The organism is Ruegeria sp. CF4, from assembly GCF_056537345.1.
Genome location: NZ_JBQFRJ010000018.1, coordinates 1 through 20,394, shown reverse-complemented (window position 1 = coordinate 20,394; position 20,394 = coordinate 1). Strand labels below are relative to the sequence as shown.

The following is a 20,394-nucleotide window of genomic DNA, read 5'->3' as shown; positions in this document are numbered from 1 at the left end:
GCCCATTGCCAGCTTTCAAAGCCGGATCAGTATCGTTCCAGCTGTGCTTTCACTTTTTCTTCGTCGCCAGTGTGGCGGGCCTTCTCGAGGTGTTCACCTTCTCGGACAAATTGGATGCGATGCCAGCCGATCCAGAATACGACGCCCACGATGACCATAAGGACTTCGTAACCTTGGAAGGGATAGATCGGTCCGACTTCGGCCAGATCAACAGCCCAGCTTGTATATCCATTAGTAGACATTCTTTTTCTCCCTTACTCAGCGGCTACGCCACGGGCAGCCAATTCTTCTTTGTCGGCTGCAATGATCGCGGCTTTGGCGTCTTCATAGGCATGGTGTTCAGCGTAATCGAGGCCCTGAAGTTCGACTTCTTCCGGAATTCGAAGCACACCTGCGGCCGACTGGATTTTTGCAAGAATCCAACCTGGCAAGAAGCCAAGAACAAAGAACATGATGACAGCACCTGTGATCTGACCGACCGGGTTAATCGTCGCGTAACCTTCATATGGCGAAGAAGGCACGCCCCACAGGACAAAGCCAGAAATCACCAGGCCAACGAATCCTGCATAACCATGCACGGCAACGGCACCAACGGCATCATCCAGCTTGAACCGACGCTCGACCCAATAGTGCAACTTGTACACGATCACGACACCGATCGCGGCGATGATCATTGCCTGCACCGGGTGATAAAGATCGTTACCCGCAGATGCAGTGATAATACCGGCCAGTCCGCCCGAGAACGTCCAAAACGCGTCACCTTTGGAAACAACATACGCTGCCATCAACCCGCCAGACAGAGACATCAGGAAGTTGAAGGTAATCGCGGACAGCGTGGTCGGCGCCAGATAGATGTTGGTCGCGGTCCACGTAACACCCGTTATCTGACCGTCGATTGCCTCCGGAGATATCGCCGGAACATTGCATGCGGCATAGAAGCCCCAGAAACCAGTGTAGATCAGGAATATCCCGATGGTCAGCAGCCATGGGTTATGCGGCGGAATGTCCCGCGGCGTACCGTCTTTGGCAAATTTGCCTAGGCGGGGACCCAGAACCATGATCACCCCTAATGCGTAACCACCTGCGATAGCATGAATAACCCCGGAAGCATAAGCATCGTGGTACCCAAGAACGCGCACCATCCAACCGCCGTAGTGCCAACCCCACGCAGCGTCGATGATCCACCAGACTGAACCAATCATCACGGCATGGACCCACAAGGCCGAAGATCTAATCCGCTCGATCACAGAGCCAGATACAATCGAGGCTGCCGTCCACGAGAACAGCAGGAATGCCGCCCAGAAGACGCCGGTGATTCTGTCACCCAGATTGGTCGCCATGGTGTCGGCCCATGGCAGATTTGCAGCGCCCGCTTCGGTATCCAAACCACCCCAGAACGGAAAGTTTGGAAAGGCCCAGTAAATCCACCATCCAAAGAAGAAGAACGTGACCGTCACCAGTGGGATGATCATGATGTTTTTCATCAATGTGTGCATATGGTTACGAGCCCGGCTGGCGCCGACCTCGTACATGCAAAAGCCCACATGGATGAGGAACATGAAAACGACCGTTACCCAGTAGTAGAACTCGGTAAAGACCGTCGTGAGTGCATTTAGATTACCATCCACTTCGTAGTCTCCCTGTTGTTGCAGCAGGAGGTCTTTCTGCGAAGAATTTCCTGCTGGGAATAATTGTGCACTCAGGGGACAATTTCATTCGCGACCTGTCAATAGATATGTGGGGCAAACATCTTTGAGGCCAGTAATTCGCGCATGTTTCTTAATGCCAAATAAGTGGCTATGGCATTGATAAATAATCACTTATGAAACACTCGCGCACCCTACCCAGGGTGCAAAAATTGCAGGCAAATATTCCCAACAGGAAAAAAATCTGCACAGAGGTGTTGATTTTCGATCCGACTTCGGCCTCAATATGGTCAACAAAAAGCAATCAACGGGAGAGCTGAACAATGGCCATTCTTTGGAGGACGTCCGCCCTTGCGCAGCGCCATGCCGAGATCGGCGGCGAGCTGGAAGACTGGAACGGTATGGGAACCGCGTGGTTCTATGACCACAGCCCGGAACGCGCCAAAGCAGATTACGAAGCGATCCGCACCAAGGCAGGGCTGATGGATGTGTCAGGTCTGAAGAAGGTTCATGTGGTCGGCGAAGATGCGGCTTATGTCATTGACCGAGTCACTACGCGGAATGTGGAAAAAATCATGCCGGGCCGGTCGACTTATGCTTCGATCCTGAATTCCGAAGGTAAGTTTGTCGACGATTGCATCATCTACCGCCTGTCGGTGAACACCTGGCTTGTCGTACACGGCACCGGAACGGGGATGGAACAGCTGACATCGGTAGCCGCCGGTAAGAATTGTTCCGTCATTTTTGACGATGACTTGCACGACATGTCGTTGCAGGGACCGGTGGCAGTGGATTTCCTGGCCAAACACATTCCCGGCATCCGTGATCTGGCCTATTTCGGCATCATGCAGACCAAACTCTTTGGCTGCCCGGTGATGATTTCGCGGACCGGTTATACCGGTGAGCGCGGGTATGAAATCTTCTGTCAGGCAAAGCACGCCGTACATCTTTGGGACAGCATCCTGGCCGAGGGCAAGAACATGGGCATTGTTCCGGTCCAGTTCTCGACACTCGATTTGCTGCGCACCGAAAGTTACCTGCTGTTCTATCCCGGCGACAACTCGGAAACCTATCCGTTCGACGACGAAACCTGCGGCGATACCCTGTGGGAACTGGGGCTGGAGTTCACAGTTTCACCAGGCAAGACCGGATTTATCGGTGCCGAGAACCACTATGCCTCGCAAGGCAAAGAGCGGTTCAAGATTTATGGTGTCAAACTGGATGGCACCACCCCGGCGGATGAGGGTGCTGACTTGCTGCAGAACGGTGAAAAGGTCGGTGTTGTCACCTTTGGCATGTATTCCGAAATCAATGGGCACAATGTGGGTATCGCACGGATGCCGGTCGCCTGTGCCTCACCCGGCACCCAGCTGACAGTGCGCAACGGCGATGGGGCAGAAATAGCGGCGACTGCGGAAGAGATGCCGTTCTACGATCAGGACAAATCGATCAGAACCGCAAAGGGCTGAGTTTCAGGGGGCGCGACGGACACACCGTGGCGCCCTTTTCCTATTTGAGGGCACAATGTCAAAGTTCGAATTTCCCAAGTCAATCGCAAGCCGCCCGGTCTGGGGCACGCTAGAGGTTCGCTCAGGTGAACATCATCTCATGATCGCCGAGGCCGAAGGGGCCGAAGCGGTTCTTGACATAGCGAAACCCGACCTGATGGCCAAAACCCACCTGATCTACATCCCTAAAGGCACGGATTACTCGGAAAAGCTGCAGGCGCTGAACCCTGCACAATTCTACGAAGGTCCGTCTTATGCAGCCGCGCTGCATCGTATTCGCCGCGTGTTGGAGGACGCGCATATGGGGTTGCAGGTCTATCTGACCGGTACCGAGGGCATGATGGGGCAGGCCATGAACGAGGTGATGGCTGTCGGTCTTCCGCATACTGCGATTCAGACCGAACATCGCGGCTCGGTCGCGCGCCGGATGCAATGCGTGCATTGCAAAGGCGTCACAGAAGATGTCGAGGTCGATCCGTTTATCTGCGCGCACTGTGGGCTAAATCTGTTTGTACGCGACCACTATTCCCGCCGTCTTGCCGCTTATCAGGGTGTCCGCGTTGATGCCGAGGACCATGGTAATGTGCCTGAGCCGAAGGGGATTTACGAATGAGTGGTGCCGAGAAAATTCAGGTCAAAGTGACCGAAATCACCCCATTGAACGAATTGGTGACGCGATTCCGGTTCGAACGCGTTGATGGTGGTCAGTTGCCGACCTTTTCGGGCGGAGCGCATACGGTTGTCGAAATGCAGGACGGTGGTATCACGCGGCTTAACCCGTATTCCCTGATGTCCGACCCGTTTGATCAGTCGTCTTATACCGTCTCGGTCCGGCGCGACGATCAGGGCAGGGGTGGCTCGTTGTTCATGCACCGCCAGGTCAAACTGGGCGATGAAATGACCATTAGCTATCCGGTCAACCTGTTCTCGCTTGATCTGCGGGCCCGCAAGCACCTGTTTCTGGCCGGTGGCATCGGTATCACCCCGTTTCTGGCGCAGATCAAACAGCTAGAACTTCTGCACGGTCATTGGGAACTGCATTATGCGTGCCGTAACAATGCGTTGGCATCTTATGCCGATCAACTGACAGACAGGCATCCAAACGAAACACATCTGTACTATGACGACCAAAATCAACAAATCGATCTGAAAAACCTGCTGAGCGGGCAGCCTTTGGGCACGCATGTCTATGTCTGCGGCCCCAAAGGCATGATCGATTGGGTGCGCGAAACTGCTGCCGCCGAAGGCTGGCCCGAGGATTGCGTGCATTATGAAGAGTTTCTGGCCCCGCAGCCCGGCAAACCGTTCGAAGCGCGCTTGGCGACATCGGACAAGGTCATTCATGTGGGTGAGAACGAAAGCCTGCTGGAAGCCATAGAACGCGAAGGCGTGGATGCACCCTATCTGTGCCGCGGCGGGGCCTGTGGCCAATGCGAAACCGTTGTGCTGGATCACGACGGCAATTTCGTTCATCGCGATCATTGGCTGACTGACGAAGAAAAAGCCGCAGGCAAGAAGATCATGCCCTGCGTATCGCGCTTCGAGGGCAAGTCCCTCGTGCTGGACCGCTGAGAGGAGGCCCACATGACCATTCAATTCAACGACGAGTCCTTCCGTGACGACTATACGTTCCACAACTCGGAATGGGCGATCAAACGCTTTCCTTTCCCGTTTCACGAAGACAGTTACATGTATTCCGTCAACATGGAACAGCACCGGGGCGGACCCGAGGGCTCGGTTTATGAAATGCGGTTCGATGTAGACGAACACTATGTATCCGAGATGAAAGACCGGGCCATCGTTCTGGATCAGGACCCTCTGCGCTGTCAGTCCCTGCCACACATGACATTGGCGGGTTGGGACCTGCTCGAGCTGATCATGGTCAGCAAGTCAGAGGATTATCCCGACCTGTTCGAATTGCACCGCAACGGCAATCAGTGGCGTTGGATCAACAAGCCACTGGGCATTGATCACAGTTTCACCTTCATGGATGAAACCACGCTGCCGTACGGGCCGATGGAATATATCACGCGTCAGGCACAGGGTGATTTCGCGGTGCTGGATCAGCGGGACGAGATGCTGTGGATGGACGCCGGGATGGTAACGACCCAAGCCGATTGGAGCCTGGATTTCGACATCGGCATGAACTTTTTCGAATGGCATGCGCCAGTTCCGAAAGCCCATGAGATGGGAATTTTCAAGCGCGCACTGAAATTCCTGCTGAACATTCAGCAAGGGGCTCCGGCGCGTCGTCTGAACTGGACGATGACGGTGAATCCATTGCTGGATACCAGCCCGGAGAACTATCACAAATGGGGTATTCAGAAGACAACGTTGACGCCTGAGAACATCGCTCACAAGCAGCATCTTCGGGTTGAGCTACAGACCTTCTTCCGGTTGCCACGGTCAAACGCGCTGGTATTTCCGATTCGCTGTTATCTGTGCAGTTTTCAGGATCTGATGACGGTACCGAAATGGGGTCGCCGCCTGCATCGTGTTATCCGCGATCTTCCGGTTGAGTTGGCCACCTACAAAGGGTTTATCGACAACCGTCCAATGATGCTGGACTACCTCAGCCAGTTTGACGACGGTCTTCCAACCTCACCGGGTGTATGGCCGGATCTGGAAACGGAACCGCCTTTGTCAAAGTAACGGGTATCGCGGCGGTCATGACTGGTCCGGACAAGACAATTTGGCAGGTACTCGGCAACGACTCAGCTTTGTATGACGTATTAGCCTTACTGCGTTCTTCGTTCCGATACATGGATGGCCGGATCGACCCGCCGTCCTCCGTTCATCGGCTGACCGTGGAGGGTATGCAGGCACATTGTCATGCCGGAGGTGAGATTTGGGCTATTGGCCGTCCGCTAACTGGCTGCATGTTCCTTATGCCAAAGTCTGGCAGGCTGTATATGGGAAAACTGGCGGTGCACGAGGGGATGCGCGGGCAGGGCCTGTGTTCGGTGATGGTAGACCACGCCGTACGTCGGGCCGCGGCCCTTGAATTGTCCGAGCTGGAGCTGGAAACCCGTGTCGAACTTACTGAAAATCATCGCGTGTTTTCACGCCTTGGTTTCACGATCGTAAGTATGGGAACGCACGAAGGTTACGACAAACCCACTGATTTCCTGATGCGCAAGCCAGTCAATTTGTCTGCGGATAGCTAATCACAGAAATGTATCTTGCCGGCAGGCTGACCAGTTTCTCTGGTCCATGCGGGGCATCCGCGTCAAAGAATAGGGTATCGCCGGGCTTCAATGGATAATTCTTATCTCCGTGGCGATAATCGACTTCGCCCTCCAACATGTAAATTGTTTCAATCCCACCGTGCTGGAACGTCGGAAAGACATCGGATTCTGCGGTAAGCGTGATCAAATACGGCTCGACAATCACACCGGACCCGTTAGCGCCGATATGACCCAAAAGATTGTATTGATGATTGGCGCGGGTTCCTTCGCGCTCAAGCTCTACACCCTCGCCCGCTTTTGTGTGAACGGCTTCCCGGCGTTCCTCGAACTGGCGGAAGAAGCTGGTCAGGGGAACCGAAAGTGCGTCGGCGAGTAATTGCAGCGTCGTCAGAGAGGGCGACGTGTTGCCGTTCTCTATCTTCGACAACATGCCAATTGATAATCCTGTCAGTTGGGCCAGTTCAGCGACGGTGATGTTTTGCTGTTTACGAAAGGCTCGGACCTCGCGGCCGATTGCTACTTCGAGCACCTTTTCACGTTCACTCGTTCGAACGGAATGCGGATCCTGAGTCAGATTTCCCACCATTTCTGTGTCGCGTTTTTTCAATGTTTCGCCTTCAATGTCTTGCTACACTTGTCCGAACCAACGGTGCAAGCAGCTGCGCCGTTTCAGCCAATCCAATTCGGGCTATCATAGCACCTATTTTTCCTGATAGTAAAATAATCATGCTGGTAGAAAAATGTAACGAGATTGGATTCTTGTTGTTCGACGGATTTCCGATGGCCTGCTTGACTTCGGTCATTGAACCTTTGAGAGCGGCAAATGAGATAGCGGGACAAGAGGCATTTTGCTGGTCATTGGTGACAGAAGACGGGGGCAAAGTCAGATCTAGCGCCAATGTCCGGTTCGAGGCCGAGCGCGACCTGTCCGACTGCCAGTCGATTGATATTCTATTCCTGCTCAGCAGCCCGACTTCAAAGTTTCAGAACCCGACTCAGGGTGATGGAGCATTACGCATGTTTGCGCGTCACGGAACCATTCTGGGCGGGATCAGCGCGGGCGTGTTTCCGCTGGTCCGCTCAGGCGTCATGAATGGTCATCCGGTGTCGGTTCACTGGTGCTACGAGGCGGCCTTTGAGGCCGAGTTTCCGGACATGGACGCCCGGCGCGAGGTTATTGTAACGGATAACTCACGCTACACCGCGGCGGGGGCCGCGGCCGCGTTCGATCTGGCGCTGCACCTGATCGAGGATCGTCTGGGTGGTGATGTCGCGCATGAGGTGGCCTGCTGGTTCCAGCACCCATTGATGCGGGGCGAAGGCGTGCGCCAACAGGTTCCAGACACCAGCAGGCCCGACACAGGTGAAAAGCTGCCGCCACTTGTGGCAAAATGCGTTGAGCTATACGCCAGCCGGATTGGCGATCCGTTGTCGATTGCCGAACTGTCAAAGCAGGCCGGTGTCACGCCGCGCCAAATCGAACGCGCCTTCAAACAGGCGACAGGTCAAAGCCCCAGCCACTATTTCCGCGCCATGCGCATGAAAGCGGCACGTCAGATGGTTGTCTATACCAAAGACCCCATTGCCGACATCGCAGCCGCTATCGGCTTTAGCTCGGTCACACCATTGGTGACACATTACCGATCTGCCTTCGGGCTAAGCCCCAGCGAAGACCGCCGCCGCATCAACCGCTTCCGGGTCGAAGACAACGCACCGCTGCCTTCAAGCTGAGCGAGACGCTCAAAGAGCGGATTTCATCGCTACCACAATCGCATGATGCATAGACCCTGCCGAAGAACGGGGACCATAAAGGCTGAACAATGCGGTGGACCTGCACAGAACGAAGCACCCGAGATGATGGATCGAAGTACGGGCCGTCTCGCCCGCACCCATCTTGCGGCAATCCAGATTACATAGCAGCTCCAGAACCGCCAGAATGTCTGCGCCCTCCAGATCGAACCGGGTCCAGGCATCGGTCTGTTCTGAAACGGACGCGGTGTCGCCGACACAGTCTTTCGTCTGATGCGCCAGTTCTTCATGAGTATCGAACGGGGCCTCGACCATCCACTGATCCGGTCCGGTCCAGAATGCCGAGACAACGTCGCCGCCGAACTGACCAACATCGGGTGCTGATGCACCGATTAGTTTTTCAAGCGCCTTGCGGGTTTCTGCTTCGCGGCCAGCGCGTGCGGCGACCGAGGCCAGTGCAACGTCAGGCACCTCGGTACATGTGACGGTTCCAACCGTATCGACATGAGGCTCAGATCCGCCCAGGGCGGTTATTGCAACAAGATCATGCACGAAGCCGTTCTCCCTCAGGGTCGACAAAATGAGCCGAGACAATCTCGACCTCGACGGTCAGATCGGTCAGTGGCGACACAAGGCGCATCTTTTCGCCCTGACGGTCACCGCCGTTTTTCAGAAAACCCAGGCCGATGTGACTATCCAGCGAAGGCGAGAACGCAGCCGACGTAACATAGCCCTGGTCAAGCGCGGCATCGACCGGGCCGGATGCATCCATGAGATGCGCGCCAGCGGTGATTTTGTCCGCGCTGTTCACGGGTTTGACGCCGACCATGTTCAACGCATCAGCCTCGTTCAGCCCCTCACGTTCGGACAGGGTCGAACCGATACTATCTTTCTTCTTGGACACCATCCGGCCCATGCCAAGGTTCAGCGCCGTGGTGGTCCCGTTGAGTTCATTCCCTGCGGCGTGTCCCTTTTCGATCCGCATGACGCCGAGAGCCTCGGTACCGTATGGAACTACATCGAACTCTTCACCTTCCTGCATCAGACGCCGCATCAACGCATCGCCATAGCGCGAGGGAACCGCAATTTCGAACGCCAGCTCGCCCGAGAACGAAATCCGGAACAGACGCGCCCGCAGGCCACCGCAAACGGTGATATTCGCGCAGGCCATGAACGGAAAACCTTCGTTCGAAACGTCAAATTCCGGGTCCACGATCTTCTGCAGCAGTTTGCGCGAGTTGGGACCAGCAACGGCATATTGCGCCCAGGCTTCGGTGGTCGAGATCAGTTGGACGTCCGTGTCCGGGAACAGGCATTGCCGGACGAACTCCATATGCTGATAGACTTTGACCGCATTGGCCGTGGTAGTTGTTACCACAAAATGATCCTCGGCCAGACGTCCGGCGGTGCCATCATCCATGGCAATCCCGTCCTCGCGCAGCATCAGGCCATAGCGGGTTTTTCCCACCGCCAGTTTGGCAAAGCCATTGCAGTAGATGCGGTTCAGGAAGTCCGCAGCATCGGTGCCTTGCACGTCGATTTTTCCAAGCGTCGTACAGTCACACACGCCGACCGAGGCGCGGGTCTGCCGTACTTCGCGGTCGACGGATTCACGCCAATGCGTCTCGCCGGGCAGGGGGAACCACTGCGCGCGCAACCAGTTGCCAACCTCTACAAATACCGCGCCCCGTTCCTTGGCCCAATAATGCGAGGGCGTGAGGCGGGTTGGATGGAATTCCTGCCCTTTCATGCGCCCGGCAAGCGTGCCGATAGACACCGGTGTATAGGGTGGGCGGAATATCGTCGTTCCCGTCTCGGGGATGGATTTACCGGCCAGTTCCGCCATGATCGCCAGACCGCCCATATTCGAAGTCTTGCCCTGATCGGTTGCCATGCCCAGCGTGGTATAGCGTTTCAGGTGTTCGACCGATCGGAACCCTTCCTGATGGCTGAGCTTCACATCCTTGACCGTCACATCGTTCTGTTGATCCAGCCATGCGCGCGCGCAGCCCGGAACATACCAATACGGCGTTTGCGAGACTGGAGCATCCTCGGCCTTGGGTAAGTTGGGCAGCGCGCCGCTGAGTTCCAGCGCTTCAGCCGCCGCCTGGGCACCGGATTGCAACGCGCCATGGGTCGACATCGTTCCGTTTGCAGCACCCGCGACCGCAAGGCCAGGCGGTAGGTCTGCGCCGGGAACGAAGGCCGCTAGATCCTCGTTCCAGATCGGGCGTCCCCGCTGATGGCAGGTCAGATGCACGTTCGGGTTCCAGCCGCCGGACACGCCAAGCGCACCGCAGTCCAATGTGCGCTTAGACCCGTCGGCCAGTTTGACCTCGACAAAGCTCAGACCCAGACGGCCCTTGGTATCAACGACCTGAGCACCTGCGAGCACTTCGTATTCGTAGTTGATCGGCGCATCCGGTCGAACATCCACCACAGCCGCGATCTTGACGCCCTTGGAATGCAGATCGGCGGCGGTCCGATGGCCGTCGTCATTGTTGGTAAAGATCGCAACACGCTGCGCTGCCGTGGATGCGAACCGGTTGGCATAAGTCCGCAACGCGCTGGCCAGTATGACACCGGGGCGGTCGTTGTTTTCGAATGCGATGGGTCGTTCGGTCGCGCCTGCACACAGTAGGGCGCGTTTGGAATAGATACGCCACAGGATTTGCCGGGGCTTGCCCGAAGGCAAGTTGGCTAGGTGGTCGCCAGTACGTTCAACCGCGCCATAAATGCCGTGATCAAAGGCCCCGATGACAGTTGTACGCGGCATCAGGCGGACGTTCGGCATTGCGGACAATTCAGCTACCGTCTGCGCAACCCATTCATCCGCAGGGCCGTCGTTCAGCGAGAAGGTCTCACTGTTCAACCGCCCGCCAAGCGCGAAATCCTCGTCAGCCAGGATAACGTCCGACCCGGCCCGGCCAGCGGTCAAGGCGGCAGCCAAACCGGACGGACCGGCGCCAATGATCAGCAGGTCACAATGCCTGAACCCCTTGTCGTATTCGTCCGGGTCCTCTTGCATCGAAAGCGAGCCCAGACCGGCGGCGCGGCGGATCATCGGCTCGTACAACTTTTCCCAGAACGCAGCCGGCCACATAAAGGTCTTGTAATAAAAACCAGCCGACAGGAAATTCGAAAACCTGTCATTGATTGCCAGCGCGTCGAACTTCAGGCTGGGCCAACGGTTTTGCGATCGGGCCTCAAGCCCGTCAAACATCTCGATCGTTGTGGCGCGGGTGTTGGGCTCCTGACGGTTGCCCGAGCGCAGTTCGACGATCGCATTGGGTTCTTCCGATCCGGCGGTCAGCACACCGCGGGGGCGGTGATACTTGAACGACCGCCCCATCAGGCGTACGCCATTGGCCAGCAGGGCCGAGGCCAGTGTATCGCCAGGATGAGCAGCGTAGCTGCGGTTGTCGAACTTGAAATTCAGGGTTTTGGTGCGGTCGATCTGACCGCCGCTCAGCCGGTTGTCTTGAGTCATTTTGAACGTCCCTTTGCCCGGGCCACGTCTCGGGCCAATTCCACGCCTGTGATCTCATGCGTCACGGTATTGCGTGTCACGACCAGCCAAGACCGGTCACCGCCTTCGTGAAACCACAGCTCGCGATGCAGACCGGCGGGATTGTCGCGCAGATAGGCATAATCGTGAAACGCCGTCACCGCATCGTCGCCCTGCCAGTCGGGGCGGTCAATCAGCGACGCGTCGCCCAGATAGACAAATTCGGAACTGTCACGCGGGCCCAGCAAGGGATGATGGATGATCATGGTGCTGGTCCTCTCAGTGCAGGTTGGGCTGATTGCCCATGCCTTTTTCGTCAATCATGTGCCCGGTGCGGAACCGGTCAAAGCGATAGGCGGTTGCGGTCGGGTGTGGCGCATCACGCGCTAGAAGATGCGCAAAGCAATAGCCTGAGGCCGGGGTTGCCTTGAACCCGCCATAGCACCAGCCGCCGTTGAAATAGAGCCCGTCAATTCCGGTCCGGTCGATTATGGGCGAACCATCCATCGACATGTCCATAATGCCGCCCCACATCCGCAGCAGACGCGCCCGGCCGATCATCGGCATCAGCGCCATGCCGCCTTCGCAGACATCCTCGACCACTGGCAGATTGCCGCGCTGTGCGTAGGAGTTATACCCGTCCAGATCGCCGCCAAAGACCAGTCCGCCTTTGTCGGACTGGCTGACATAGAAATGCCCCGCGCCAAAGGTGATGACACCGGGTAGAACCGGTTTCAGACCTTCCGAGACAAAGGCCTGCAAGACATGGCTTTCGATCGGCAGGCGCATCCCCGCCATGCCCATCAACCGCCCCGAATTGCCTGCAACGGCACAGCCGACCTTGCCCGCGCCGATAAACCCTTTCGAGGTCTCGACACCCAGACATGTGCCGTCTTCGATCCGAAACCCGGTCACTTCGCAGTTCTGGATGATATCGACGCCGAAACTGTTGGCTGAGCGCGCATATCCCCAGGCCACGGCATCGTGACGCACGGTGCCGCCGCGCCGCTGCGCCAGACCACCTTTGATCGGGAACCGCGCATCGTTGAAATTCAGAAACGGATATTCCCGGCGTACCTGATCGGCATCCAGCAATTCGGCATCCGCGCCGTTCAAGATCATCGCATTGCCCCGCCGGGTAAAGGCGTCACGCTGTGCATCCGAATGGATCAGGTTGATGATTCCACGCTGGCTAACCATCGCGTTGTAGTTAACGTCCTGTTCCAGACCTTCCCACAGTTTCAGCGAAAACTCGTAGAACGGTTCATTCCCATCCAGCAGATAGTTTGAGCGGATGATCGTCGTGTTGCGCCCCACATTGCCACCACCGATCCAGCCCTTTTCGATCACCGCGACCTTTCGGTGCCCATAAATCTTGGCAAGATAATGCGCCGTCGCCAAACCATGACCACCGCCGCCTATAATCACTATGTCATAATGCGGCTTGGGTTCTGGGTCGCGCCACGCCGGTTTCCAGCCTTTGTGGCCGGTAAGCGCCTCTTTGATGACTTTGAAGCCAGAATATCGCATGGATCGGACCTTTTTCGCCAGATTCCACGCAAATCATCTGAATTGATACTCTCAAATCCGACATCGATAGCTTTAAATCAGACCTGAAGGCCGGCGAATTCACAACGCCTTACGTGTCAGTACCAAGCAGCAAGACCTGGATGTCCGCAACATTGGTCCCGGTCGCGCCGGTTATCAGAAGGTCACCTGACAACGTCAGCGCCTTGTGACTGTCGTTGTTTGCCAAAAGGGCGGCAGGGTCATGCCCCGAAGCGCGGATTCGGCCGAACGTCCCAGCATCCACAATCGCACCAGCCGCCGGGGTGGGGCCATCGCGCCCATCCGTGCCGCCGCTGAGGAATACCCAGTTGCCGGGTATTGATCGTCCCTCCGCCAGTTGGGCCACCCGCAGTGCCAATTCCTGATTGCGCCCTCCGTGCCCGGAGCCTTGCAAACGCACAGTAGTCTCACCACCAAACAGCAGAGCGACTGGACGCTCAACAGTTGCGGACGGGATTGCTTGCAAAATCTTGTCTGCGGCATCTGACACGTCACCGATCAACGCGTCAGACGCAATTTCGGCGCGGCAGGTCTGCGATGCACATGCATGTGCCGCTTCAAGGCTGATCGTGTTCGATCCGATCAGGTGATTGGTTGCCTCAGGCGCTATGGCCTGTTTAGGAGTGCTTTGTTCCAGATGGGCGCGGGCAGATTTTGGTAACCGATGCCAGATACCGGCCTCGATGCAGGTTCTGCGGGCGTCGGCGCGGCTTCCGATTGGAAGGGCGGTCGGTCCGCTGGCAACAGCGCGCAGATCATCTCCGATCACATCCGACAGGATATAGGCCGTGACCGGGGCAGGCGAGCCGTGTCGCAAGAACCCTCCGCCCTTAACTCGGCTCAGGTGCTGACGCACAAGATTCATCCGCACGATGTCGAGCCCGGAGGACAGCAAAACCTCGTTGACCGTGATTTTGTCTGACAGGGTCAACCCTTTGACAGGCGCGGGAACCAAGGCCGATCCCCCGCCCGAGATCAGCGCAATGATCTGATCTTCCTCACGTGCTGCCTTGAGCAGTGCGATGATCTGTCTCCCGGCTTTCAGTCCTCGTTCGTCCGGGACGGGGTGCGCGCAATTCAATACGGTCGCTCCGTCCACATCGGTCTGGTTTTCGGCATGTGTCACGGCTAGGGCGATGTGGTCGCCCTGAACATGTAGCAATGCCTCTGCCATCATGGCAGGCGCAGCTTTTCCAACAGCGATAAGGATGCTGCGCCCGCCCTGTTTTGGTGCGGGAAGCGGTGCCGTTCGCAATTGTCTGCGCAGCGAATCTGCCGGATCTGCGGCGGTGACCGCCGCAGCGAAGATGGCTGCGGCGCTATCCCACAGATTTATTGAGGATTGCCCGGTCATAGTTCGCTCATGCGGCAGCGATCTGACCCGCCTTTTCGACCAATACTTCCGCCTGACGGATCGAGGCATAGTCAATCAGGCGACCATCCAAAGACACGGCGCCTTTGCCGGACGCTTCGGCCTCGGCCATTGCTACAAGAATGCGCTGAGCCTTGTTCACTTCGGCATCCGAAGGAGACATAACCTCGTTCGCCAACGCAATCTGGCTGGGGTGAATTGCCCATTTGCCTTCACATCCCAGAACAGCCGCCCGCTTGGCCGCCGCGCGATAGCCGTCGGGGTCCTGAAAATCACCAAAGGGGCCATCAATCGGGCGAAGGCCATTGGCACGGGCTGCAACAACCATTCGGGCCAGCGCATAGTGCCACATGTCGCCCCAATGGGACAGGCGGCCACCGTCCGCATCTGCGTCGGTCAGAACGGAATAGTCAGGGTTCACGCCACCGATGATGGTCGTCCGCGCCCGGGTCGAGGCTGCATAATCCGCAACACCAAAATGCAGACTTTCATTTCGTTTCGAGGCCGCAGCGATTTCGCTGACATTCTGCATCCCCAGCGCGGTTTCGATGATGTGTTCGAACCCGATACGCTTCTTGTAGCCCTTGGCGTCCTCGATCTGGGTCACCAGCATGTCTACCGCATAAACATCAGCTGCAGTGCCGACCTTGGGAATCATGATGAGGTCCAGCCGCTCTCCGGCCTGTTCGACCACTTCCACCACATCGCGATACATGTAATGGGTATCAAGCCCGTTGATCCGCACCGACATGGTCTTGTTGCACCAGTCAATATCGTTCAGTGCCTGAATGATGTTCTTACGGGCCTGTTCCTTTTCGTCAGGTGCGACGGCATCTTCGAGATCAAGGAAGATGACATCCACGTCCGATTGTGCGGCCTTTTCGAACATGCCGGGCTGGCTGCCCGGTACGGCCAATTCGCTGCGGTTCAGGCGGGCAGGGGCTTGGTCAATGGAATGAAAGCTCATGGGTTAGGGTCCTTCGTCTTACAGGTTCGGGTAGATTGGGAATCTGGCGCAGAGGTCGGCGACCTCGGCTTTGACCTTTGCCTCGACGGCGGCGTTGCCGTCTTCACCATTGGCGGCCAGACCGTCGACAACTTCGATGATCCAGTCAGCGATCTGGCGGAACTCGGTCTCGCCAAAGCCGCGGGTGGTCCCGGCGGGGGAGCCCAGGCGGATGCCCGAGGTGATGGTCGGCTTCTCGGGATCAAACGGCACGCCATTCTTGTTGCAGGTGATATGCGCCCGGCCCAAAGCCTTTTCGGTCGCGTTGCCCTTGACGCCTTTGGGGCGCAGGTCGACCAGCACCACATGGGTGTCGGTGCCGTGGGTCACAGTGTCCAGTCCGCCCTTGATCAGCTGATCCGACAGCGCCTGTGCGTTGGTCACGACCTGCTTGATATAGTCCTTGAACTCGGGGCGCAGCGCCTCGCCAAAGGCCACTGCCTTGCCGGCGATCACATGCATCAGCGGGCCGCCCTGAATGCCGGGGAAGATCGCCGAGTTCACTTTCTTAGCGATATCTTCATCATTGGTCAGGATCATACCCCCACGCGGACCGCGCAGGGTCTTGTGGGTGGTGGTCGTCGCCACATGCGCATGCGGGAAGGGCGAGGGGTGTTCGCCCGCCGCCACCAGACCGGCGAAATGCGCCATGTCCACGTGCAGATAGGCACCGACCATATCGGCAATCTCGCGCATGCGGGCAAAGTCGATCTGGCGCGGGATGGCCGAGCCGCCCGCGATGATCAGCTTGGGGTTACGTTCCTTCGCCAGCGCCTCGACCTGATCATAATCCAGCATGTTGTCCTGCTTGCGGACGCCGTACTGTACCGCGTGGAACCACTTGCCCGACTGGTTGGGCTTTGCGCCGTGGGTCAGGTGGCCACCTGCGTCAAGCGACATGCCCAGAATGGTGTCGCCGGGCTGGATCAGCGCCTGAAACACACCCTGGTTGGCCTGGCTCCCTGAGTTGGGCTGAACGTTGGCGAACTCACAGCCGAACAGCTGCTTGGCGCGGTCAATCGCCAGATCCTCGGCGATATCGACGAACTGGCAACCGCCATAGTAGCGGCGACCGGGATAGCCCTCGGCGTATTTGTTGGTCATCACCGAGCCCTGCGCCTCCATCACGGCGGCAGAGACGATGTTTTCCGAGGCGATCAGCTCGATCTCGTCGCGCTGACGGCCCAGCTCGGACGTGATCGAACCAAACAGCTCGGGGTCACGATCCGCTAGGGACTGGGTGAAGAAACCTTGGGTGCGTTGCGGGGCGTTCACGTTGAAACCTCCTGAAAAGGGTTAGCCGGTCCAGCCGAGGCCAGCGGAAATGGCATTCATGGATTGCAGCAAAGGCACAGGAACCGATCCTGCCTGCGGCTCGCTTCGGGCCTTTCGCAGCAGCTCGACTTGCAGCGCGTGAATGCGGGCCAGTTCGGCCCGTTTACGATCAAACCGCTCGCACAGACGAGGAAAACGGTGACCGATGGCCTGACCGCCGGTCAGAAACTGCACTGCGCTGCAGGCACTGTCGTATTCCACTTTGATAGCTCGCGAGATGCGTTGGCGAGTCTCCGCATCGGGGACCAATTCGCCGTATTGTGCGGCGATATCCATATCCGCCTGATAGAGCGATTTTTCCATCTCATCGACGGCGAGGCGGAACAGGCGAGAGTCATTAAACATGTCCTGCAGCACTTCATCACCGCGCGCGCCACGGAATTTACGAAAGCTGGTCATAGCGGCGCCAAACCCGTACCAACCGGTGATCAGGTGACGGTTCTGCGACCATGCAAAAACCCATGGTATGGCCCGTAGGTCATCCAGACTGGCAGCACCGAACCGGCGGGTCGGGCGGGAGCCGATTTTCAGGCGGGCAAGTTCTTCGACTGGGCTGGCTTGCTGGAAATAGTCCAGAAAGCCCGGCATCTGAAGAAGCGAGACATAGGCCATCTGAGACAGTTCCGACAGGGCATCCAGCGCATCGTCGAACTCGGGCCGGGCAGGGGTTTGGCCGGGGTTGGCTGTATGGCGCAGCGTGCTTGAAAGCAGCAATTCCAGATGCGCCGCAGCCGTACCGCGGTTGGCATATTTGGTCGAAACAACCTCGCCCTGTTCGGTCACGCGCAACCGCCCAGCAATTGTTCCACTGGGTTGCGCGGCGATGGCGCGTCCGGTAGGTGCGCCACCCCGGCTGACCGAGCCGCCGCGACCATGGAAAAATGTGGCCTTGAAGCCTTGAGAGGCCAGTGCCGACACGATCCGGCGTTGGGCACGCTCAAGTTCCCATGTTGAGCAGAAATAGCCGCCATCCTTACCGCTGTCCGAATATCCCAGCATAACCTCGATCACGTTACCGTCGGTTTTGAGGCTGCGGCGGGCAAGCGGAACGCCCAGAACACCCAGCAGGATCGCCGGGGCGTTGCGCAGATCGGCAATCGTCTCAAACAGCGGAACCACCGAAATATCCAGTGTTTCGGACCCGAACCCGGCATAACGGGCCAGCAGGTAAACGCCGAGAATATCATCGGCAGAACGGGTCATGGACAGGATGAACGGGCCGATTGCCTTGGGATCTGGCCCTGATCGCACGCTGTGGACCAGCGCCAGAAGGGCGAGCAATTCCTGTGCCTGATCGCTCAGTGCGTCGCGGCTTTGATAAGGCAGGTTCTGATCCGCCAGTTCAGTTCGCAAACGGGTAGACCATTCGGCCGTGCCATAGTCTGGAGCCCGGCTGGATTGTGACCAGATTTCGGCCAGAACATCGGTTGTGACGGTCGAATTCTGACGGATATCCAACGTTGTGGTTCGGAACCCAAAAACCGTCGCAGCTCGGCGCAGGGGGCGGATATGTTGTCGCGCCAGAATATCGGCATTGACCGCGCATAATGCGTTATCAAGCGCATCAAGATCGCTCACGAATTGTGAGATGTGATCATAGCCGCCATCTGTTAACCGATGGCGAATGGCATTGAGAGCTTGCCGAAACGGTTCGTTCCGATTGCGGCCAGCGTCCGGAAACCGGTCGATTATTTCTTGTATTCGCGCCCTGTTGAGCTCGGGCAGCGGCAATATGAGTGCACTTATACTCAGCCTGCTTGCAGCCCGATCAAGGGCCTGACGGTAAAGGTCAAGAACGGTTTCACGCCCGCGTTGCAAGGCCAGCGCGGTCATCTCGGTCGTGACATTCGGATTGCCGTCCCGATCACCGCCGATCCAGCTGTGAAAGCGGATATCGGGTGTTTCGTTCAGTGTCTGGCCCAGCACATGCAGGCAGGCCTGATCAAATCGATCCATTACCTGCGGGACGGCGTCAAAGATTGCATCCCGGAAAAATTGCAACCCCCATTCGATTTCATCGTGCAGGCTTGGGCGCGACAGTCGAAGTTCACCCGTCAGCCACAAAAGATCGATCTCACCCTCCAGACCATTCAGCAATTCGGCGCGTTCGGTTGGGGTCCAGCGTTGGGTTTCAAGACCGACGAGGTTGCGGTAAATCCGACGGTGAATTTCCAGAACAGTGACCCGTTTGGCCTCGGTCGGATGCGCGGTCAGGGTGGGACCTGCACACAGATCAGCGGTCAGCTTTTCCGTCTGGCGATCCGTCAGGGACAGGTCAGACAATACCTCGGCGAATCCGCCTTCGACCGCTTCGGCCCCGCTTTGGGTCTCGGTCAGGCGACGGTCCCGGACTTCTGCGTTTTCGTCAATGATGCGCAACAGTTGGAACCAGATCGACAGGGCCTGTAGGTAGGGCGTTGCTTCAGGCCCGGTGGGGATGGGTTGCAACGGCGTGGCCTCGGCCCAGGTCGCTACATGGGGCGCCCGTTTCAGCAAAATGTTGCGCCACAGCACTCGCAGTTCCGAGCGCAACCCTTCGGCATAATTCGAAGGTTCCGGGGTGGGCTGAATATTCCGCGCCAGTGCTTGCATCAGATCACCTGATCCCGCGGAGTGCGGCCCGCAAAAAAATCGCCGAGATTGTCGAGTACACGAAACCCCATGGCTTCGCGGGATTCGAGCGTGGCGCTGCCCAGATGGGGCAACATCACCAGATTGTCGCACTGCAGGAGGTCTGGGCTGATCCGGGGTTCGCCGTCAAAGACATCCAGTGCCGCGCCGCCGATCGTGTCGAACATCAGCGACTGTACCAGAGCGTGCTCGTCCACAACTTCGCCGCGTGCGGTGTTTATAAGGAATGCGTCAGGCTTCATCAGGTCGAGCCTGCGCCCATTGATCAGGTGCCGGTTCGTCGATCCACCGGGGCAATGCAGCGAGACGAAATCGCATTGTGGCAGCAAATCATCGACCGTTTCGACCTGCGTAGCGTTAAACTGCTTCAGTACTTCGGCTGACACTGCGCTGCGGTTTTGAACCAGAATTTTCATGCCAAAGCCGTGATGCGCGCGCCGCGCCAATTCCTGCCCGATCCGTCCAAAGCCGATAATGCCAAGCGTCTTGCCGCTGACCTTCGTACCAACAAGGTGGGTCGGGCGCCAACCGGACCAGTTTCCAGCGCGCAGTTCGCGCTCGCCTTCGCCAGCGCGACGGGCAACCATCAGCAGCAGGGTCATGGCCAGATCGGCGGTGCATTCGGACAGGACATCCGGTGTATTGGTCACGGTCATCCCAAGATTGCGCGCCGATGGTTCGCAGATATGGCTGTATCCTACGCCATAATTGGCGAGGATTTTGGTCTGTGCTGCGGGAACGTCCAGCGCCTCGGCGCTGAGCGTATCCGTGACCGTGGGCAGAACAGCGTCATAGAGTTTCAGAGCATCGCGGATTTCGGCCGGGGACATTGGTTTGTCCCCGGTATTGAGCACGGCGTTGTAGTTCTCGGTCAACTGCGCT

19 protein-coding genes are annotated in these 20,394 nt (G+C 57.6%); 6 read left to right on the top strand and 13 right to left on the bottom strand.

Annotated features, from left to right (window positions below; translation table 11 throughout):
* Window positions 1-26 precede the first annotated feature (26 nt).
* Both ACR0NF_RS21270 and ACR0NF_RS21265 read right to left on the bottom strand, forming a co-directional pair.
* Window positions 27-242 (bottom strand): hypothetical protein, encoded by a 216-nt coding sequence (locus tag ACR0NF_RS21270; RefSeq protein WP_010437786.1) that lies wholly within the window; start codon window positions 240-242, stop codon window positions 27-29.
* A 12-nt stretch (window positions 243-254) separates the two neighbouring features.
* Window positions 255-1,628, bottom strand: coding sequence for an ammonium transporter (locus tag ACR0NF_RS21265; protein WP_480473113.1), 1,374 nt, complete (start codon window positions 1,626-1,628; stop codon window positions 255-257).
* A gap of 341 nt (window positions 1,629-1,969) precedes the next feature.
* Here ACR0NF_RS21265 and ACR0NF_RS21260 point away from each other — a divergent pair, with 341 nt between their 5' ends.
* Genes ACR0NF_RS21260 through ACR0NF_RS21240 form a run of 5 tightly spaced genes read left to right on the top strand, consistent with a single transcriptional unit; the run spans window position 1,970 to window position 6,321 of the window.
* Window positions 1,970-3,115: an aminomethyl transferase family protein gene (locus ACR0NF_RS21260; protein ID WP_480778917.1), complete on the top strand. Its 1,146-nt coding sequence runs from the start codon at window positions 1,970-1,972 to the stop codon at window positions 3,113-3,115.
* 55 nt (window positions 3,116-3,170) lie between these two features.
* A complete protein-coding gene (locus ACR0NF_RS21255) occupies window positions 3,171-3,767 on the top strand; it encodes a dimethylamine monooxygenase subunit DmmA family protein (RefSeq protein ID WP_480778916.1) in 597 nt (198 codons plus the stop codon).
* Window positions 3,764-4,726: a PDR/VanB family oxidoreductase gene (locus ACR0NF_RS21250; RefSeq protein WP_480667898.1), complete on the top strand. Its 963-nt coding sequence runs from the start codon at window positions 3,764-3,766 to the stop codon at window positions 4,724-4,726. The genes ACR0NF_RS21255 and ACR0NF_RS21250 overlap by 4 nt, the downstream gene beginning before the upstream one ends.
* 12 nt (window positions 4,727-4,738) lie before the next feature.
* Entirely contained in the window at window positions 4,739-5,806 is a 1,068-nt protein-coding gene (locus ACR0NF_RS21245) for a heme-dependent oxidative N-demethylase family protein (RefSeq protein ID WP_353013980.1), read from the top strand.
* A 17-nt stretch (window positions 5,807-5,823) separates the two neighbouring features.
* The gene (locus ACR0NF_RS21240) at window positions 5,824-6,321 is read left to right on the top strand and encodes a GNAT family N-acetyltransferase (protein WP_480778915.1); all 498 of its coding nucleotides are present in this window, start codon (window positions 5,824-5,826) and stop codon (window positions 6,319-6,321) included.
* Here ACR0NF_RS21240 and ACR0NF_RS21235 read toward each other — a convergent pair.
* Window positions 6,299-6,928 (bottom strand): helix-turn-helix domain-containing protein, encoded by a 630-nt coding sequence (locus ACR0NF_RS21235; protein WP_480473340.1) that lies wholly within the window; start codon window positions 6,926-6,928, stop codon window positions 6,299-6,301. The two genes, ACR0NF_RS21240 and ACR0NF_RS21235, sit on opposite strands and share 23 nt — an antisense overlap.
* Before the next feature lie 31 nt (window positions 6,929-6,959).
* Window positions 6,960-7,145 (bottom strand): hypothetical protein, encoded by a 186-nt coding sequence (locus ACR0NF_RS21230; protein ID WP_170712893.1) that lies wholly within the window; start codon window positions 7,143-7,145, stop codon window positions 6,960-6,962.
* Between the two features lie 58 nt (window positions 7,146-7,203).
* On the opposite strand from ACR0NF_RS21230, the gene ACR0NF_RS21225 reads away from it, so the two are divergent.
* Entirely contained in the window at window positions 7,204-8,073 is an 870-nt protein-coding gene (locus ACR0NF_RS21225; protein ID WP_480778914.1) for a GlxA family transcriptional regulator, read from the top strand.
* 9 nt (window positions 8,074-8,082) lie between these two features.
* On the opposite strand, the gene ACR0NF_RS21220 is transcribed toward ACR0NF_RS21225, so the two are convergent.
* From ACR0NF_RS21220 to ACR0NF_RS21180, 9 genes are all read right to left on the bottom strand, one after another.
* Complete coding sequence (locus ACR0NF_RS21220) at window positions 8,083-8,643, bottom strand: sarcosine oxidase subunit gamma (protein WP_480778913.1); 561 nt, start codon at window positions 8,641-8,643, stop codon at window positions 8,083-8,085.
* Window positions 8,636-11,581, bottom strand: coding sequence for a sarcosine oxidase subunit alpha family protein (locus ACR0NF_RS21215; protein ID WP_480778912.1), 2,946 nt, complete (start codon window positions 11,579-11,581; stop codon window positions 8,636-8,638). The genes ACR0NF_RS21220 and ACR0NF_RS21215 overlap by 8 nt, the downstream gene beginning before the upstream one ends.
* Window positions 11,578-11,865, bottom strand: a complete 288-nt coding sequence (locus tag ACR0NF_RS21210; protein ID WP_480473127.1) for a sarcosine oxidase subunit delta — start codon at window positions 11,863-11,865, stop codon at window positions 11,578-11,580. The genes ACR0NF_RS21215 and ACR0NF_RS21210 overlap by 4 nt, the downstream gene beginning before the upstream one ends.
* Window positions 11,866-11,878: 13 nt before the next feature.
* Window positions 11,879-13,129, bottom strand: coding sequence for a sarcosine oxidase subunit beta family protein (locus tag ACR0NF_RS21205; protein WP_480473129.1), 1,251 nt, complete (start codon window positions 13,127-13,129; stop codon window positions 11,879-11,881).
* 109 nt (window positions 13,130-13,238) lie between these two features.
* Window positions 13,239-14,522, bottom strand: a complete 1,284-nt coding sequence (locus ACR0NF_RS21200) for a glycerate kinase type-2 family protein (RefSeq protein ID WP_480667896.1) — start codon at window positions 14,520-14,522, stop codon at window positions 13,239-13,241.
* Window positions 14,523-14,529: 7 nt separating this feature from the next.
* On the bottom strand, window positions 14,530-15,507 hold the full coding sequence (locus ACR0NF_RS21195; protein WP_480473133.1) for an HpcH/HpaI aldolase/citrate lyase family protein: 978 nt from the start codon (window positions 15,505-15,507) through the stop codon (window positions 14,530-14,532).
* A gap of 18 nt (window positions 15,508-15,525) precedes the next feature.
* Window positions 15,526-16,821: a serine hydroxymethyltransferase gene (gene glyA, locus ACR0NF_RS21190; RefSeq protein ID WP_480778911.1), complete on the bottom strand. Its 1,296-nt coding sequence runs from the start codon at window positions 16,819-16,821 to the stop codon at window positions 15,526-15,528.
* 21 nt (window positions 16,822-16,842) lie between these two features.
* Window positions 16,843-19,473 (bottom strand): phosphoenolpyruvate carboxylase, encoded by a 2,631-nt coding sequence (locus ACR0NF_RS21185; protein ID WP_480778910.1) that lies wholly within the window; start codon window positions 19,471-19,473, stop codon window positions 16,843-16,845.
* Window positions 19,473-20,394 (bottom strand): 2-hydroxyacid dehydrogenase (locus ACR0NF_RS21180; RefSeq protein ID WP_480778909.1); only part of this gene is annotated, 922 nt, incomplete at its 5' end. The genes ACR0NF_RS21180 and ACR0NF_RS21185, both read right to left, overlap by 1 nt.

What these genes read in the sequence shown, in the direction of transcription:
- ACR0NF_RS21270 (WP_010437786.1), bottom strand. Translation starts at nt 242, where the DNA reads ATGTCTACTAATGGATATACAAGCTGGGCTGTTGATCTGGCCGAAGTC.
- ACR0NF_RS21260 (WP_480778917.1), top strand. Translation starts at nt 1,970, where the DNA reads ATGGCCATTCTTTGGAGGACGTCCGCCCTTGCGCAGCGCCATGCCGAG.
- ACR0NF_RS21255 (WP_480778916.1), top strand. Translation starts at nt 3,171, where the DNA reads ATGTCAAAGTTCGAATTTCCCAAGTCAATCGCAAGCCGCCCGGTCTGG.
- ACR0NF_RS21250 (WP_480667898.1), top strand. Translation starts at nt 3,764, where the DNA reads ATGAGTGGTGCCGAGAAAATTCAGGTCAAAGTGACCGAAATCACCCCA.
- ACR0NF_RS21245 (WP_353013980.1), top strand. Translation starts at nt 4,739, where the DNA reads ATGACCATTCAATTCAACGACGAGTCCTTCCGTGACGACTATACGTTC.
- ACR0NF_RS21240 (WP_480778915.1), top strand. Translation starts at nt 5,824, where the DNA reads ATGACTGGTCCGGACAAGACAATTTGGCAGGTACTCGGCAACGACTCA.
- ACR0NF_RS21235 (WP_480473340.1), bottom strand. Translation starts at nt 6,928, where the DNA reads ATGGTGGGAAATCTGACTCAGGATCCGCATTCCGTTCGAACGAGTGAA.
- ACR0NF_RS21230 (WP_170712893.1), bottom strand. Translation starts at nt 7,145, where the DNA reads ATGACCGAAGTCAAGCAGGCCATCGGAAATCCGTCGAACAACAAGAAT.
- ACR0NF_RS21215 (WP_480778912.1), bottom strand. Translation starts at nt 11,581, where the DNA reads ATGACTCAAGACAACCGGCTGAGCGGCGGTCAGATCGACCGCACCAAA.
- ACR0NF_RS21210 (WP_480473127.1), bottom strand. Translation starts at nt 11,865, where the DNA reads ATGATCATCCATCATCCCTTGCTGGGCCCGCGTGACAGTTCCGAATTT.
- ACR0NF_RS21205 (WP_480473129.1), bottom strand. Translation starts at nt 13,129, where the DNA reads ATGCGATATTCTGGCTTCAAAGTCATCAAAGAGGCGCTTACCGGCCAC.
- ACR0NF_RS21200 (WP_480667896.1), bottom strand. Translation starts at nt 14,522, where the DNA reads ATGACCGGGCAATCCTCAATAAATCTGTGGGATAGCGCCGCAGCCATC.
- ACR0NF_RS21195 (WP_480473133.1), bottom strand. Translation starts at nt 15,507, where the DNA reads ATGAGCTTTCATTCCATTGACCAAGCCCCTGCCCGCCTGAACCGCAGC.
- ACR0NF_RS21185 (WP_480778910.1), bottom strand. Translation starts at nt 19,473, where the DNA reads ATGCAAGCACTGGCGCGGAATATTCAGCCCACCCCGGAACCTTCGAAT.